Genomic DNA, 17,813 nt, shown 5'->3' on the forward strand with positions numbered 1-17,813 from the left:
TTAGCGAAGTCTTTGGCGCAAAAGTAGGCTGGGACGAGAAGGAACGCATGGTTATTATTGATAAACAATAAGAATTTAAAGATCGCATTATAGAGGTCGTAAAGCTAAAGCCATCCTAATAAGAATGGCTTTAGCTTTTATTTTGTCGATAGTAATGTAAAGGTAGCAATCACAATCACAGTCTAATTATTGTTCCTTGTGATATAATGGTAATATTGTGATGGGGAGGGGTATTATGGATTTTGTTAAAATAGATCATTTAAAAAGAGAACTGGATGATCTCAGACCTTTACCATCCGCGGCTGTAAGGAACTTAGATGAGGTTTATCGCGTTGAGTGGACATACAACTCAAATGCAATCGAAGGTAATACGTTAACTCTACTAGAAACCAAATTAGTCTTAGAAGAAGGACTAACCATAGGTGGCAAAAAGCTACGTGAACACTTCGAAGTTATCAATCATTCGGAAGCAATCAACTACGTTCAGGATGTTGCAACTCGGAACATTGAACTTACAGAATATGTAATAAAGTCAGTTCATCAACTCGTTCTTAAAAACATTGACGATGAAAACGCAGGGCGATATCGGATGATTAATGTTATGATATCAGGCTCACAGCATACCCCACCGCATTTTACAGTAGTTCCTGAGCAAATGGAAAAGCTAGTTCAGTGGTATCATGAACAAAAAGATAAACTACATCCAGTTGAACTAGCCGCGCAGTTCCATTTCCACTTCGTATACATTCATCCTTTTTCTGATGGGAATGGGCATACAGCACGACTATTAATGAATTTATTTTTAATGGCATACGGATTTCCGCCTGCAATTGTAAAAGCTGAAAATGATGCAAGACTGAAATATTATGTGACTTTAGAAACAGCAAGTATAGGCAATGATCTAGGGCCATTCGTAGAACTAATTGCCGGATGTGTAGAGGATAGTTTGCAAAGATATATTGGAGCTGTAAAGTGACTTCGGTTAACCCTGTCTTTATTATGGATGGGGTTATTTGGTTTCTATGCGGGTTGTTTCGTTTGAATAATGAACTAAAAGATGCTATTTTGTGATTACGATTATGTACAATTAAAATCCTTCGGAAAAGAGAGCCAAACGCGATGAACAAAATAATCAGGTCGAAAGTAGAAGCCGAGCTTCAAGCCTTCGTCGGGACTGACGCTTATATCCACAGCGAAGCGACTTCATTTGTCTTCGTTCGCAATTTCAAGGTCAAGGTTACCCATGCCTTTATAGCGGGGGAAGGCCCTTTTCGTGCCGCTCTACGATTCGATGGGCATGGCTGGCTGCGAATGGAGGCACTCACGCATTATGAGGTAGATGGGAATGGTCGTCTTTTGCTGGCCGGCTATGATGACAGAGGTCGGATGAATGTTGCTCTGCACTTGGGAAAGGAGCCGTTTCCAGAATGAACAATATCGATAAAGCCAAAAAGCTGCTTGCGGTGTTTGCCCATCCTGACGATGAGTCGTTTATTTGTGGAGGTACTCTCGCCAAATACGCCAGTGAGGGGGTCGACATTACGTTGGTGAGCGCCACGCGGGGTGAAATGGGACGACGCATGGGCAATCCGCCCTATCTCAACCGGGAATCGATGGCGGCTGCCCGTGAAATGGAACTACGGCAAGCCTGCGAGAGCCTGGGCATCCAGCAGCTCCTATTTTTGGATATCCGCGACAAAACAGTGGAGTTTGCCGATGAGGATAGCCTGACAGCACGGATTGCGGCTCTCATTAATGAAGTGGATCCCGATGTCGTGCTTACGTTTCACGAAACGCTGGGTGGACACCCAGATCATTGCGCAATTGGAAAAGCGACGACGGCCGCGTTTCAACGAATAGGACATCGGGGCGCTTTATATTTCATTACGTTCGGCGACGCGATGGAGCGTCCGGAGCGGTTCGGGTATTCCCGTAAGGATGTCATCAAAATCGACGTGCTTGCACATCTGAAAGCAAAGCTAGCCGCGTTTCGGGCCCACCGATGCCAGACTGAAATCGACGAATGGGTATGGCTGCCCGACCAAGAGGCGCTGGCGAGATTCGGTAGATATGAATACTTTTTGAAGGCGGATAGGGAGGCTCCGGCGCGGGCTCTTGATGATTTGTTTTAGCGTCTGTCTCGGATCACATGGGTGTCTCGGCTAAAGCGGTTTTAGCCAAGGTTTGAAGCACTGTACTATCCATTGGCGGATTGTGCAGGCCTGCACGAACATCGCGGTAATACCGTTCCAAAGGCCGATTGCGGGACAAACTCGCGGCACCGACAATTCTCATCGCCAAGTCCACGATTTTGATGGCGTTGTTGGTGGCAACATACTTGGCCAAGCCGAGCTCAGGTTTCAAAGCGGGTCGGTCTTCCTTCTCACGATCCCAGCGATCCGCCGCCGCATAAAGGAGCGAGCGTGCGGTTCGCAATTCGATTTCCATCTCTCCGATCGAATGCTGGACGGAAGGGAGTGCGGCGATCGGTTCGTTCATATGGTTGGGGCGATAGGAGCGGGCAAATTCAAGGGCGTAATCACGTGCCGCCATGGCAATGCCCATGTAACAGGCCGGAATATGCAGAAGCCAGCCGCCCCCGTCATCCATGCCTTTTCCGGAGAGCCTCATGTCTTTGTCTACAAAAACGCCATCCAACACCACATCGTGACTTCCGGTCGCGCGCATCCCGAGTGTATCCCAGGTTTCCACCAAGGTCACCCGGTCCGTCCGATGAATCAGGAAGTCGTCTGTACAGTCTTCATCCGGGATATACGCCGATACTACAAAACGATCGAGGATAGGGGAAAGCGTGCTAAACGTTTTGCGTCCCGTAATCCGCCATCCGCCGTCTGTAGGTACTGCCGTCGTTTCGGGCTTTCCGCCACGGCTGGGACTGCCGGAGGCTGCTTCGCTAGCAAAGGTGTTGATCATCGTCCCGTCGCTCACGACGGAACGGCACAAATCGGCAAAAATGGCCTCCGGCCATTTCCGGGTTGTCCGGAGATGAAGGATCTGACCGACATGCCAGCCAACGGCCAATGCGGTTGATCCATCCCCGTAAGCGAGCCTCTCCTGCAGCATGACGAGGGCGTAAAGGGAGAGTCCATTCCCGCCGAATTCTTGAGGGACGGTTAGCTTTAAGTACCCGGCCTCACGCAGGTCTGCGAAATTCTCAAAAGGAAACGATCCCTCTTGGTCATGCTTCGCGGCCCTCCCCGCAAAATGGGCAGCCAGCTCCTCTGTTTTTCTGGCCCAAGCCCGCTCTTCCTCGCTGCGTATATATTGATCAATGACTCGATTCATCCACTACACACTCCTTTCCTTCTTATTATATCAGCTGGCGTATAGCCGAGTTAAACAGGAAACACAGATAGGGGATCTTCAGCTGTTTATTTGGAGCTTCCTTTTTATGAGGAACTTTCATCATACCCAAAGAACCCGAACGATTGGTACACAAATCGTTCGGGTTCTTTTGCGTCTTAGCGATTTTAAACGGGATAATCCGTTCGAAAGGTGTTTATCCCAAGCGGGAAAAGTTACGCATTCACATAACTTCGATATTCCACATATAAAAATAGGTGAATCACGCTTATAGATCTTTCATAATGAGGAGAAGTCCATGATCTTAATCGAAGGTACCAGCAATGTAGCCTTTGGAGAAGGTACGCTGTCTGAGTCAGAACTAACCATTTATCAAAAGAAGAAGAACAGCCCTATTGAGTATCGGTATGATTCCGTTGATACCCTGTTGTTTGAACTGTACATGCGAACGCAGATTATGGAGTCCGCGAAAGAGCTGAATAAAGCTCGTGTCTATTTTGCAGATTTCAAAAAAACGCTATGTAACCCGATGTATTGGCACTTAACTAATCATGGGAGGTTCCAGCTGAATAGCGGAGTTGCTCCACAAGATGCGATAAGGGATATATTCACAAATGGCAGCTCTTACGCATTCGAATGCTCAATGGCTGTCATCGTCGTCTTGTACAAAGCCCTATTAGAATCCATAGATCCTAGACAATTCGATATATTGTTTGCGGACCTTTTATTATTTGATTGGCATTCAAACAGCAAATTGCACCTAATCGACCGGACATGTAATGAGGAAGCTGTGGTTGGTGATGTGCTCTATTTTGAGAACCCCGACTTTGTACCTTCGGTACCCTGGTGGAAAGGAGAAAACGTCGTCCTGATGGAAAACGACCTTTTTTATGGACATGGACATGGCCTCGGAATTACTTCTGGGGAACAAGTCATTAAAGTCCTGAATAACAACAGAATGATTGGCAGTACAAAATCAGCATTTCTGTCAGATCGTTATGTTCATCCGGATTTCTCCTGCTTCGCAGAATTTCAGCATCGTTTACGGAAGAAACCCATTATTGCGAAAGTAGGAGATTGGATTTATGTTCGAAAAAGCTGAATTTTTAACAAAACATGGTAAATGTGCCCAATTTATATAGACAATGACCTATTTGCGAAACCTTGCATATGATGACGTATGCCTACTTCAGAAAGGGGAAAGAAAATGACAAATCGTAATTTATCGACGGAGGATAACCTCCCTATTTATCAAGCTGGAACAAGGACGGAGACCTACCATCCTGCTCAACAAGCTCCGACATTGACGGAGGCCTACCATCCAGTTCAACAAGCTCCGATATTGACAGGAGATAACCTCCCTATCTATCAGCAGCCTTCAGCAGCACCGGGAGCGCATTATCCAATGCATCCACATCACGAACATGCTCATTATACACATCCTCACCATGCTTACCATGCACATCTTCATCACGCCTATAACCAACAACACCATCATGCCTATCATCCCATGCACCATCTTGCGTACCATCCGATGCATCACCACGGTGCCTACTACCCACATCATCATTACATGCATCACCATCCTATGCATCACCATCCTATGCATCACCATCCTATGCATCATCATCCTATGCATCATGATCCCATGCATCATCATCAACACCATACTCAGCATCCTCACCATACACAACATCACCACCATACCGGGCAAACCCATCATCATCATCACCAACAGCATCATATGCCTTCACAATCAAACTAATGCGTTAACCGACCACCCACTATAAGCAGCCTACTTCAAACTTGTTCATTGACCCGCATACGAGGTGCATGTAAATAAATATTAAAACAAAAACCTAGAAGCTGTTGCTTCTAGGTTTTCTTGCTTTCGCGCGAAACTTCGTAATGCTTGATTAGCACAGTGTGCAGCTCAGGGGCGAGTTAGTGAAGCTGAGCGCCATTGCTCTAACCCCCAAGAATTGTTATATGAATCTACAAGTTTTGAATCTATCGGCCCTATTTTATCGCGTGATACAATTGAATCAATAAGCCAAAACCGACGATGGTTTTGGGTAAAGCGCCTCGTGCTCTTGGACTGAGGCTTTTTTGCCTATTCGGGAAATCCGGCGATTGCTTCGAAGAACGTATACATGCCTCCGTTACGCTTCGTATACTGAAGATATCCGACTATGTTATAGGGAGTGAATCACCACGATGCCAATCTGGCGCCGCTTGTTTCCGAACACCTTGAAAATTAGGCTTATCATGGCTTACATCACCCTCCTGATGGTTCCTTTGTGTGTTGCCATTTTTTATTTGTTTCAGCATTTCGAATCCATTCGCCAGAAGGACATGATGGACCAAATGTCGGAGCGTATGCAGCAGGTTCATACGTCTTTGACGGATATGATGGCATTCGCCTATAAGGCGAACATCATGCTGAGCCAGGATGAGAGTTTGATCCAGATTATGGACGATCCGGATAAGTATGACCCCCTTGACCGAAAGAAAGCGATTGAAAGCAAAATGTTTGGAATTAACAACAGCTTTTTCTTCCATCAAACGGAGCTATATTTTCGATTCATCGATCGGAAGGGCCATGTATACACCTCCTATGCTCCCAATGGGAAGTTGACCAATGGGCTGAAAGAAATGCAAGATTGGCAGAATAAGCTGCAAAACGGATCCCATCCATACCGCTGGGTGGCAGATGATTGGAATGATGTGAACGGCAGCCAAGGGAGCAAGCTTCTGAGCCTGTACACCATCTTGGATGACCAACTGCGGGGAAATTTCGGATTGGCGCGCATCAGCATCAACATACAAGAATGGTTCCGCAGCACGTTAAAGGATAGCCCGGCCAACAAGGATCTGACCATCTTTACAGGCCAAGGAGAGATCGTTCTGCAAAGCAATGAATCGGCTTTCCGCATGGATTTGATGCAAAGGATCATGTCTGCACGGGCGTCGGAAGGACATTTCGAAGACGAACGAGCCTTGTCTCTTGTCAATTTCACCTATCTAGAGGAACTGGACTGGTATGTGGTCAGCCAAATGCCTTTAAGCGAGCTGCAGCAGGAGATCCAGCGGTTAAGGCTTATTGCTTTCTTCTTTCTGGCCATTCTGGTCATTGTCTTCGTCCTGGTGACGATCTTTCTATCGGCCCGCATGACGGAGCCGCTGTATGTCCTGGAGCGGAGCATGGAGGAAGCATCGGACAAGAAGCTGAATGTCAAAATATCCATCGGCAAAGGTGCAACGGACGAGGTGCGCTCTCTAGGAGAAAGCTTCAACCGGATGATTGATGATGTCGTCGTACTCATAAACAAGCTTAAGCTGGAGGAGCGGCAAAAGCAGGCGGTTCGATTCCAAATGCTGCTCTCCCAAATGAACCCGCATTTTCTGTTGAACACCTTGAACACGGTCAAATGGATGGCAAGAAAAGAAAAGCAGGAAGCGATCGCGGGTATCTGTACCTCTTTGGGGTTCATTCTGGAGGCAAGCCTCAGCTCGGAAATTGAGCTGGTCACCCTTAAAGAAGAAATAAAACTATTACGCTCCTACGAATCCATTCAGGCGTTTCGCTTCCGGGATCATTTCACCATCCATTATGAAATGGATGAATCGGTTCAATACGCTCTAGTTCCCAAGTTTAGTCTGCAGCCTCTGGTGGAAAATTCCATGACACATGGCTTTGACGCGGCCAAAGGCCGCTGCACCATCTGGGTCAGGGCCAAGGCGGAGGGAAGCGAACTAATTCTTGAGGTAGAAGATAACGGCATCGGCATGGAGGAGGCCGCCCGCAGGCCGGTAAGGCGAAGCGGACACGGGATCGGACTAAGCAACCTGAGAGAAAGGCTGCAGCTGCTTTTTAAGCGGGAGGGCTCCATTGATTTTGTATCCGGCGCGGAAGGGACCCTGGTCCGGGTCCAGCTGCCTTTGCTGATTGCGACGCCTTATTCACAGGAAGGAGATGGTGGACATGTGGACGGTTTTGCTGGTGGAAGATGAAGGTTTTGTCCGGGAGGCCATCCGGGAAACCGTGGACTGGGGACGCCACGGCTTTTGCATTGCGGGTGAGGCAGGTAACGGAAGGGAGGCTCTGGCGGCTATCCTGGAGCTTAAGCCCGATGTTGTGATCGCCGATATTGTCATGCCTGGCATGGACGGGATTGAGCTGCTAAAGGAAACACGGAAGGCGGGAATCCGCAGTCGGTTTATTATGCTGACGGCGATGAGCCACTTTGATTACGCTCGGGACGCCCTTCAATACGGCGCCTTCAACTATCTATTAAAGCTGTCTTTAAATGATGATGTGCTGCTGGAAAACCTGGCACGGATCAAGGAGGAATTGCTTGAAGAGCTTCGGGGTGCGGGAGAGGCGCTTTATCCTCTTTATCACCGTACCTGGTCGGGCATCCGAGGAACAAGCACATCGGCTCATGAGGATCCGGCTGGAACGGTTACGGCAGCGGAGAAATTTCGTAGTCTGAGGCTTGATATTATTGCCGTGCTGAGCGGAGCTGTTCCCGCTGCTGCGGATCAGGCGGGTATCCGGCCGGAAGCGTATCTGTTGGTCCAATTCTTCTATGAAGGGGGACAGACAACCTTCTTTTGCTGGAGTTTTCAGGAGAAGGAAGACCATGCCCGCTGGAATAAGCCGAACCGTCCGGCCGGACTGACAGCCGGCAGCAGTCTGGCTCATCTGTCCCAGGATTGGCGCTCAGCGCTGAATCAGTTGAACGGCGATTGGTACGGCCGACAGGCAAGCCCGGTGAAGGAGCGGCATGAGCTGCCGCCTATCGCGGAGTTGGAAGCCGAATTGATCCGCTGCTTTGAAGAACGCAATGAACCCAAATGCGCTGAGGTGGCAACCCTTATCTGGGAGAGCATGGAAGCCTCGTCGTTCTCCCATATGGAAGCGAAAATGCTGGCGGCCCATCTTCTTCAAATCCTGGCGATGCTGGCAGGACGAAAATCGGAGGTTCTTGAGGGAATCAGCGTCAACTCGGCCATAAGCCATGAAACGCTGCTGGCGCATGTGCTGCAAACCATACGGGAGCTTATCCGGCACCTGAAGGAGGAACAGGTCAGCTTTACGGACCATCCCGAGGTGAACCGGGTAATTCAATATATGCTGGAGCATTACCAGGAAAATATCAAGGTTGCGGATTTAGCCAAGCTGGTAGCTATCAATGTGGATTACTTAAGCACCGTGTTCGGCAAAAAAACCGGACTGACGCCTATCGCCTATTTGCAAAACATCCGGATCGAACAGGCGAAGCGCTTGCTGCTGCATTCAAAGCTAAGTGTGGAGGAGATCGCCTTTCAATCGGGCTTTGCCGACGATGCCTACTTCATCAAAGTATTCAAGCGCATGGTTGGGCAAACGCCCAGCTCATTCAGACGGGAGAACAATATCTAAGTTTTGTACTATCAACCTGCAAGTTTCACCCCTTAGAAGCAAAGGCGCGGCTTGGTATAGTTGGGATGCATCAAACATCCGATTACAGGGAGGTTACAGGTAAGATGAGAAACAGAAAATGGATGCGTGCAGGACTGGCTGCGCTTGTGGCAGTGCCCCTAGCGCTTGCCGGATGCGGTGGAAAGGTCGGCAATCAAACAGAGGGAACGACTTTGCCTACGGCAAGCACGGCGCCTAGCGCAGCGGCAAAAAAGGAACCGATCAAGCTTACCATGTGGGGAGGCGTGCCGCCCGAGAATGGTCCTCAAGCTGTTGTAGACAACTGGAACAAGCAAAATCAGGATATCCAGGTGGAGTATGTGCGGTTCGTCAACGACGATGCGGGAAATCTAAAGCTGGATACGGCTCTTATTTCCAGCCAGCCCGTGGACATGTACATGAGCTATGATTTCGGCCTCTACGAGAAGCGGATCAAAGCAGGCAACGCTCTTGATCTGAGCAAGTTCACCGACTACAATGTCGACCAAAAAATGGGTACAGGCGCCTCTTTGTGGAAGGTTGACGGCAAGTATTACGGCGTTCCCACCCAGAAGGGCATGTCCTTTGTCTGGTTGAACAAGGACATGCTGGATGCCAAGGGGCTTAAGGTTCCCACGGACTGGGGTATGGACGAATTCAGGGATTATGCCAACAAGCTGAAGGGAGACAAGGTGTGGGGAGCGGCGCAGAGCGATTATTACTTCAATGTGCCTATCAATGGCTCCATGCTGAAGCAAGGTCTGCAGCTGACCAAACCGGACGGCACCTCAGCCTTCGATAATCCGCAGACGGTTAAGACGCTTCAGGTGTATTCGGATATGATGTTCAAAGACAAGAGCATTATGCCCCATACGGAGCAGATCACCTCGAAGCCGGCCCTGGATCAGATGTTTGTGAAGGGGGAAACGGCGATGCTGTTCTCCACTAACCAGATTTTCAGGACTACCAACAATGTGAAAGATTATCCCCGCACCTTCAAGGTGGCTGCAGCACCGGCTCCCAAGGTAAGCAAGGATCAGACCGACTATATCAACGCCGGCGGATTAGGTGATGTGCTCTCCATCAATCCCCGCACCAAGAATCCGGAAGCAGCCTGGAAATTTATGAAGTGGTATTCGGATACGGGGATGCTGCCGATGGCGGCAGGCGGAAGAGTGCCATCATCCAAAGACTTCCCCGCTGATGAGGCTATCGCTCTGATGTTCAAGGGCGTGGAGAACACCTATGATATTGATTCCATCAAGCGGGTTATGTTCGGCAGCCTTCCGCTCGGATTAAGCCGTCTTGACAAGAAAACGGGAATCGAGCAGCAGGTCATCTATGACAAGGTCTTCACTCAGAAGTTGACTCCCGAAGAAGGTGCGAAGGAACTGGCACGGGTGCATAACGAGAACTTGCAAGCGGCCAAAAAATAAGATACCTGAAAGCTAAAGGAGAGGCAGGGACATTCGTGCCGCGCTTCTCCTTTGCTGTAAGCCCATATTATAGAGAAAGGTGGTGACCGATCGTGAACTGGATGAAACGGCAGAGGCTGCTCGGCTATGTATTCATCGCCCCTAATCTTATCGGAATGATGATTTTCATGCTGATTCCAGCCCTGTTCTCCTTTTATTTGATGTTTACGGATTGGGTATTCGCTAGCGGGGAACCACCGCATTTTATCGGATTGGACAATTTCAAGATGATGGTGAGAGACGACTTATTTGCTATATCGGTCAAAAACACCCTGTTGGTGTTAATCCCTGTGCCGATTGCGATTATGCTGGGATTTATGATCGCGGTCATGCTGAACAATCGTGTCTATTTCCAGAAGACGCTGCGTGCCTTCTTCTTCGCTCCGTATTTTACAAGCGGCATCGCCATTGCCTTCGTCTGGATGGTGCTGTTCCAGCCTGCAAACGGTCCCATTAATGCCTTCCTGCATTCTATCGGCATAGCAGATCCGCCCAAATGGTTTGCCTCTCCCGATACGGCCATGTATGCGGTGCTCGTCATGATGATCGCAGGCGGCATCGGGTACAACATGATTATTTATTTGGCTGCCCTGCAGGAAATATCCTCAGAGCAGTTGGAAGCCGCCAAGATGGACGGAGCGACGTTTGGGCAGCTGCTGCGTCTTATTATTCTACCATTGGTCAGTCCGACGACATTTTTTCTGATGATTACCGGCTGTATCGGCTCCATCAAGGGCTTTGGCATGATCTATGCCATTACCCAGGGAGGACCCGCCAACAGTACGACGGTTTTCTCCATTTTCGCCTACAAGAAAGCCTTCAACTTCTATGAAATGGGATATGCGTCCGCCGTTTCGTGGACCATGTTCTTGCTTATCCTTTGCATTACGCTTATTCAGTGGGCAGGTCAGAAAAAGTGGGTCCATTACTAAGGAAGGGGGAAAGACGCAACATGAATGCAAGAAGCACCAGAATGATCAAAGAGCGGCTGGGCAAGGGCTTGAATACCATTATCATGGTCCTAGTCAGCCTGCTTTTGCTGTTGCCAATGATCTGGATGATTAGCACTTCGTTTAAGAAAGCCAAGGACGTCTTCACCTACCCGATCCAGTGGATTCCGCTTGACCCGGTGCTGACCAACCACATCAAGGTCTGGACGGCCGGAGACGGATTTGCCCTCTTTTATTTGAACTCTCTGAAGATTTCCGTGTTTCTGATGATCGGAGCACCGCTGCTCGCCGCTTTGGCCGCATATGGATTCAGCCGCATTGAGTTCAAGGGCAGGAACGCCATTTTCCTCTTGTATCTGTGTCTGATGATGATTCCGCAGCAAGTGCTGTTTGTCCCCAAATTCATCATGTTTGAGTGGATGCATATTTACAATACCCATTGGGCGCTGATTCTCCCGGGCTTGTTTACGGTATTCGGCGTATTTATGATCCGGCAGTTTTTCATGAGCATTCCCCATGAAATATCCGAAGCGGCCTTCATTGACGGGGCGGGGCATTTCCGGATTTTCTTTCAATTGTTCCTGCCACTCTCCAAGCCGGCACTGGCCACCTTCGCTATCATTGATTTTACATGGACGTGGAACGATTATGAGAACGCGCTGATTTTCCTGCTGGACAAGAAGCTTTACACGGTTCCGCTTGGCATGCAGAATTTCATGCTGGAAGCCGGCGTGGATTACAACTTGATGATGGCTGCCGCCACAGCAGGCGTCGTGCCGCTGCTTATCGTATTCTTTTTGGGCCAGAAGTATATTATTCAAGGTTTTTCAAGCTCTGCCGTCAAAGGATGATGAGCTACGGCAAGCAAAAAGTCTAGTATGAAACAAACGATGATGATGGAGGTACGAAATGAGGATAAGCAGAAGGGCAATTCGTGTATGGCTCATCATGTTATCAGTATTATTGGTATCTGGAGGACTTATTCCTCCAGGGGGAATTTCGGTTTCCGCTGCTGCGTCGGACGTAATTTACGCTCGCTTAGGAAACGATCCGATTTTTAACGGATTGACGGTGCTGCCCGGGGATACTTCCACGACCCCGCAAGTGGCCGTGAAAGGCGGCGAGCAAAGTTGGGGGACGAACAAAAGCGGAGGCGTTCAGTTTATGTATTTGAATGCGGCTCCTGGCTTTTTCATTGAAGGGCAGAGCCAGGTAGAGGTTTCGGTCGATTATTACGACGGTGGGACCGGCAAATTCAATCTGATGTATGTAAAGCAAGGCGCGTGGCAGGAAGAGAAATATGTTCAGCTAACCGGAAGCAACACTTGGAAGACGCATCGATTTTACGTTTCCGATGGCGCTCTGATTACAAAAATGCGTCTAGGCCTGTACGGACCCAAGATGGGGAGCAGCCAAGAGGATGTCTTCATTAAATCGGTGACCCTGGCCAAACTGCCGGATTACAGCACGGCAAGCTCGGTGCGGGCGGTGTTGAAGAGCAACAGGACCTATGAGGGCATTAAAGTGCGGCTGGGCGGCAATGAAAAGTACGCCGAGCCGATAGTCTCCTATGGTTCCAGGGAGGGGTGGTCTACGCAAATCAGCAATAATTACGCCTACATGTACTTTGATCTCGACAGTTCATATGGAAGCGGAAAAAATCAAAAAGTGGCAGTCGACTACTTCGATCGCGGCACAGGTAAGTTTAATTTGCGTTTCACCGCGTCAAATGGCAGTACCGAATCGGAGATGGTGCAACTGACGGGGACAAATGAGTGGAAAACACGCGTTTTTCAGCCGGTGGACGCTGACTATACGACGATTCGATTGGCAGGGAGCGGGGAAGATGTCGTCATCGGCTCCATTAAGGTTTCGAAAGCGGACGATCCGGAGCCCGTTCATGAGGTTGTTACGGCGACATTAGGTGCGAATCCCGTATTCAGCGGCATGCATATGTTTCCCGGGGACCCGCAATTGCGCGACCAGAGCGGCAAGGCCGAAGTCATCGGGGGCAAGGACAGCTGGCGCACGGATAAAAGCAATTCCCGCAACTTTCTTTATATGGAAGTGACCGATGAGGAATTTGTCTCTAGAGGAGATCGTCGCGTCGAAGTGACGGTCGAATATTTTGACGGACCTGTTGGGAAGTTCGCCTTGTCATATCTGAATGACACCGGCTGGCATGATATGAAGCATATTCGACTGACGGGTTCGAACAGCTGGAAAAAGGAGCGGTTTATCGTGCTGCAGGCCGACTTGAGGCGAGTTATGCGCCTCGGCATTTGGTCGAGCGAAATGGGTACCACCAGCGAGAAGGACGTTAATTTCCGTGAGGTTTCAATCCGGCCTTTGGACAACTACAGTGACGCGCAGTCGGTGAAAGCTCAGTTAAATAGCGACTGGAAGTACGAGGGAATTAATGTGTTCCCGGGAGACAATGCCAAAAATAAAGCGCCGATCGTTGTAAGATCAGAAAAGGAAGGCTGGTCGACGGATACGGCGAATAGCGCGAAATACCTCTATTTCAATGTAGATGATACGTATGTTTACGATGTGGATATGCCGATCGAAGTTGAGTTGACTTATCTCGACGTTGGCAAAGGCACGATCGTTACCGAGTATGATGCCGTGAATGGCGGGTTTACGAAAGTAAAACCGATTCAATTGACGGACTCGGGGACATGGAAGACGATTACCATCTCTCTGCCTCACGCTAAGTTTTCCAATCGTGCCAACGGCACGGATTATCGTTTTTCTTATGCAAAAGCATCCGTAGATACGGCTCAGGATGTCGTGATCTCGGCGGTCACCGTGAACAAATACGTGCCTGAGACGCGGGATATGAAGATCATTCCGACGACAACGGGAAATGTATTTCTTGTGGGAGAACCAATCAGCATTGACTTGAAAACGGTTGCAAAACAGGTGGATTGGAAACTAGAAAATTATTGGGGTGCGTCTTTCGGCAACGGATCGGCTCCCGTCGGCAAGGATGGGAACCTGACCCTCCCGCTGCCGTCGCTGGATAAAGGTTACTATAAACTTCAATTAACGGCCAAAGACGGAGAACAAATCGTTAAGAATGCGACGACTTCGGTTACAGTGCTCGCTCCCAAAGCGGATCTCGCCGACGCCCCTTCGTCATTCGGCGTTGCGACCCATTTCGGCCAGAATTGGGATCCTATTCTGATTCCGCTCGTTTCCAGACTGGGTGTCAGCATGGTACGCGACGAGCTTAATTGGGGTGCGATTGAGAAGGAAAAGGGCGTTTATCAATTCCCGGAGCGGTACGATTCGTATATGGCAGCCTTAAAGCAGCAACGAATCTCGCCGTTTATCGTGCTGACATATAACAATAACCTATATCCCGGCGGCTTTCATATTAAAGACCCTGCAGGGGTAGCAGGCTTTGCGAATTACGCGCGCGCCGTATTGAATCATTACGGTGATCAGATCAAGAATGTTGAAGTATGGAACGAGTATAACGCCTTTGGCGGCGGAGCATCTGCGTCGTATTATTATCCGCTGCTGAAAGAGACATACAATGCTGTAAAGGAGCTTCGCGAGGATGTGCGCGTGATCGGACCTGCCGGAGTGACCATTCCTTACGATTGGATTGAAGAATTGTTTGCGATGGGCGGTCTGAACTATCTGGACGGCGTCTCCGTGCACCCGTACCGTTTTCCGGAAATCCCAGAGGGCGGCGATCTAGCTTTAGACAAGCTGAACAAGCTGATTGCAAAATATAATACTTCTGGTAAGGAAATACCGCTTTGGCTGACAGAGATGGGCTGGCATACGAAGTTGGGCGGAGATGGCGTCTCGGAGGATAAACAAGCGGAATACCTTGCCCGTTATAATATCCTGGCGATCTCCGAAGGCGTGGAAAATATCACCTGGTACGATTTGAAAAATGACGGTACAGACGCAGAGAACCGAGAGCATAACTTCGGTATTATCGTAAACGAGGAAGATGGACGGGGCGCCTATACGGCCAAGCCAGCTTTTGCAACTTACGCGGTTCAGACGAGGCAGTTGGCCGGAGCGGAATATATAGGGCAGGAGCAGGTTTATGGCAACGTAAGAAGCTATCTGTTCCGCAAGAACGGCGAAGATCTGCGCGTTCTATGGTCGCTTACTCCGCAGAAAGTGGTCTTGTCGACGGAAAGCCCTGTGATCGTAACGGATTTCACTGGAGAAGAGCAGACGCTTATGCCTTTGAATGGCAAAGTCTATTTAAAGCTTGGCAATCAGATGTTTTATGTGAAGGGCAACATTTCCGGCATTCAGGCTGGCGGCTTATTCTCTGCAGATGACGTTGTTGCGGCCGTGAACGATCATGTTCGCATACGGGTAAAGCTCGATAATACGGGCAGCACTACAGCGATGGAAGCCGAGGTTGAAGTGGCCGGCGTCACGCAGACTGTATCCGTCCCGGCGAACGGGCAGCTTGACGTGCCGATCTCCCTGCCCGTGGTTCCAGAGATTGGGAGCCGGACCTATATTGCCAATGTGAAAGTAGACGGCAAGCCCAGCGCTCACTTGCTTGTGAACGCCCGAATCGAGAAGCCGTTCGGCGTGGCGGTCGAGCCGTATATCGTATCCCTTGGCGATCAGACGGGTCAGTTGAAAATCTCTTATACGAACAATTCTACCGTATCCGGTTATACGCTAACGAGCTTAGATTGGCAGATGGGCGAGCTTTCCGGCTCGAAAACATATAACGAAGCAATTCCACCTGCTTCCGCGTGGCAGGGCAGCATAGATATTCCGATTCCTGCATACGGCAAACCTTATGTTTACCAAGTGAAGCTGAAATTTAAAGAAACGGCACCCGTAACGTTGGATGGCTACACCGAGTTCAATCCGATAATCAAGAAAACGGCTTCCGGCGAACGCTTGCAGGAAGTCCAGGTTCCCGGATACGCTCTGAATCTAATTGAGACGGGCAACAATCGGGTGAGAAGCTGGAAGGGGCCGGATGATTTAAGCGGCGATTTCTGGTTGAACTGGGATGAGGAGCATTTCTATTTGACCGCCAAGATTAAAGACGACATCCATTATCAGGATCAATGCGGTTCCTCATCCTGGACCGGCGACGGGATCCAGTTTGCTCTCTTCTCAGGCGTTGCGGGAAAGGAGATACCTGATAAGTACGAGTATGGTTTTGCGGTTTGCCCGAACGGGCAAACCGTCGTTCACCGCTGGAGCACTCCGCAGGGCGTTGAAGTGGGAGACGTAACGAATGTGGAAGCAAAAGTGATCCGAGATGAAGAAACGAAATATACGTATTACTATATTGCCCTTCCGTGGAAAGAGCTTGCTCCAGTCCATCCAAATAAGGGAATGATGAGCTTCAGCTTGTTGTTCAACGAGAACGACGGAGCAGGCCGGAGAGATTTCTTCGAATGGGGTGGCGGAATCGGCTCTTCGAAAGACTATAAGGAGCTGCGTCCGATGCAGTTTATGAGGGCAACCGTGCAAGAAGCCGACAAAACCGCGCTGATGAGCGCGATTTCCGGGGCCAGACAGCTTCATGGCGCAGCCGTGGTCGGCAATAAAGCCGGTCAATATCCGGCTTCGGCGAAAGAAGAGTTTCTAACGGCTATTGAGGCGGCGGAACCGGTGGTGGCCGCTACGGGAGTTTCGCAGGCAGCGGTGGATGCCGCAGTGACGCAGTTGAGTGCAGCAACGGCTAAATTCAAGGCAGCCGAAATCAAAGAAGATCTGGGTGAAGGCAAGTCTACTTTGACAGGTGTACAGCAGGTGAACCAGGGCCAAAACTTTAATGTAACGATGGGATTGACTGGCTTTACGCAAAGTGTATACCAGCAAGTGTATGCGCAAGATTTGACTCTTCATTATGATCCAGCGAATTTGCAATTTAATTCAGTTACTTCACTGAAAGACGGATTTCAAGTCATCGATCAAAAGGAGGCCGTGCCAGGGCAAGTCCGGATTTTGGTTTCCAGTGTGGGCGCGAACCAAGGGGTGCTGGCTCAAGGCGACTTGTTGACTATCAAATTTACGGCTAAACCTGTCACTCAGGCAACCTTTACGACAATTTCTGTAAGTAATGTCATTATTGCCAATGGACAGGGGAATGAACTGCAAGTAGGCGGAGCCTCTCGCGAGATACAAATAAGTACTCCTGGTATACCTGTAGATAAGTCGCTGTTGAATGCGTTGATCACAAGCGCACAGGCCAAGTACAATACTGCAGTGGAAGGCAATGGGGACGGGCTGTATGCGATTGGCTCCAAAGCGCAATTGCAGTCTGCTATCGATGCAGCCACTGCGACAGCAAACAATACGAATGCCACACAGCAGCAGGTAGATAGTGCGAAAGCCGCATTGGAAGCTGCCATTCAAGTGTTTAACACGAAGAGAATAACGGCAGATGTCAATGGAGATGGAATTATTTCTATTGGAGACTTGGCTATTGTAGCAGGGACTTATGGTAAGCAGCAAGGTCAAGCGGGTTGGAATGAGAAAGCGGATATCAATCATGACGGTAAGGTTGATATTGAAGACCTGGCAATTGTGGCCAGAACGATTTTACGATAAAAAAACACGCATAATGTGTGCTGGAACGGATTCTTACTCGTATTAGCGAAG

The 17,813-nt window shown here is 49.3% G+C and carries 12 protein-coding genes; 11 read left to right on the forward strand and 1 reads right to left on the reverse strand.

Features of this window, described 5'->3' with window-relative positions; genetic code table 11:
- Nucleotides 1-235 precede the first annotated feature (235 nt).
- The 3 genes from G519_RS0115680 to G519_RS43200 all read left to right on the forward strand — a co-directional run bounded on the left by G519_RS0115680 (nt 236) and on the right by G519_RS43200 (nt 2,132).
- Complete coding sequence (locus G519_RS0115680) at nt 236-976, forward strand: Fic family protein (protein ID WP_029195519.1); 741 nt, start codon at nt 236-238, stop codon at nt 974-976.
- Nucleotides 977-1,119: 143 nt separating this feature from the next.
- Nucleotides 1,120-1,431, forward strand: a complete 312-nt coding sequence (locus G519_RS0115685; RefSeq protein ID WP_029195520.1) for a DUF1806 family protein — start codon at nt 1,120-1,122, stop codon at nt 1,429-1,431.
- Entirely contained in the window at nt 1,428-2,132 is a 705-nt protein-coding gene (locus tag G519_RS43200) for a PIG-L family deacetylase (protein WP_036633071.1), read from the forward strand. The genes G519_RS0115685 and G519_RS43200 overlap by 4 nt, the downstream gene beginning before the upstream one ends.
- A gap of 13 nt (nt 2,133-2,145) precedes the next feature.
- Here the strand turns inward: G519_RS43200 and G519_RS0115695 are convergent, their stop codons facing one another.
- Nucleotides 2,146-3,306 (reverse strand): acyl-CoA dehydrogenase family protein, encoded by a 1,161-nt coding sequence (locus tag G519_RS0115695; RefSeq protein WP_029195521.1) that lies wholly within the window; start codon nt 3,304-3,306, stop codon nt 2,146-2,148.
- Between the two features lie 316 nt (nt 3,307-3,622).
- Between G519_RS0115695 and G519_RS43205 the strand changes: the two genes are divergently transcribed.
- The 8 genes from G519_RS43205 (at nt 3,623) to G519_RS0115740 (ending at nt 17,762) form a co-directional block, all read left to right on the forward strand.
- Complete coding sequence (locus tag G519_RS43205; RefSeq protein ID WP_036633075.1) at nt 3,623-4,426, forward strand: hypothetical protein; 804 nt, start codon at nt 3,623-3,625, stop codon at nt 4,424-4,426.
- A 105-nt stretch (nt 4,427-4,531) separates the two neighbouring features.
- Complete coding sequence (locus tag G519_RS50220) at nt 4,532-5,089, forward strand: hypothetical protein (protein ID WP_154669576.1); 558 nt, start codon at nt 4,532-4,534, stop codon at nt 5,087-5,089.
- A gap of 452 nt (nt 5,090-5,541) precedes the next feature.
- Nucleotides 5,542-7,338, forward strand: coding sequence for a cache domain-containing sensor histidine kinase (locus tag G519_RS43210; protein WP_036633077.1), 1,797 nt, complete (start codon nt 5,542-5,544; stop codon nt 7,336-7,338).
- Nucleotides 7,310-8,752, forward strand: coding sequence for a helix-turn-helix domain-containing protein (locus G519_RS0115720; protein ID WP_029195523.1), 1,443 nt, complete (start codon nt 7,310-7,312; stop codon nt 8,750-8,752). Before G519_RS43210 ends, G519_RS0115720 begins: the two co-directional genes overlap by 29 nt.
- Before the next feature lie 104 nt (nt 8,753-8,856).
- Nucleotides 8,857-10,206 carry an ABC transporter substrate-binding protein gene (locus G519_RS0115725; protein WP_029195524.1) on the forward strand — a complete coding sequence of 450 codons (1,350 nt, stop codon included), beginning with the start codon at nt 8,857-8,859 and terminating at the stop codon, nt 10,204-10,206.
- A gap of 101 nt (nt 10,207-10,307) precedes the next feature.
- Nucleotides 10,308-11,177: a carbohydrate ABC transporter permease gene (locus tag G519_RS0115730; protein ID WP_029195525.1), complete on the forward strand. Its 870-nt coding sequence runs from the start codon at nt 10,308-10,310 to the stop codon at nt 11,175-11,177.
- A 20-nt stretch (nt 11,178-11,197) separates the two neighbouring features.
- Nucleotides 11,198-12,046, forward strand: coding sequence for a carbohydrate ABC transporter permease (locus tag G519_RS0115735; protein WP_244280128.1), 849 nt, complete (start codon nt 11,198-11,200; stop codon nt 12,044-12,046).
- Between the two features lie 58 nt (nt 12,047-12,104).
- Nucleotides 12,105-17,762 carry a cohesin domain-containing protein gene (locus tag G519_RS0115740; protein WP_029195527.1) on the forward strand — a complete coding sequence of 1,886 codons (5,658 nt, stop codon included), beginning with the start codon at nt 12,105-12,107 and terminating at the stop codon, nt 17,760-17,762.
- The last annotated feature ends 51 nt before the right edge of the window (nt 17,763-17,813 follow it).

The organism is Paenibacillus alginolyticus DSM 5050 = NBRC 15375 (assembly GCF_000422905.1).
GTDB lineage: Bacteria > Bacillota > Bacilli > Paenibacillales > NBRC-103111 > Paenibacillus_E > Paenibacillus_E alginolyticus.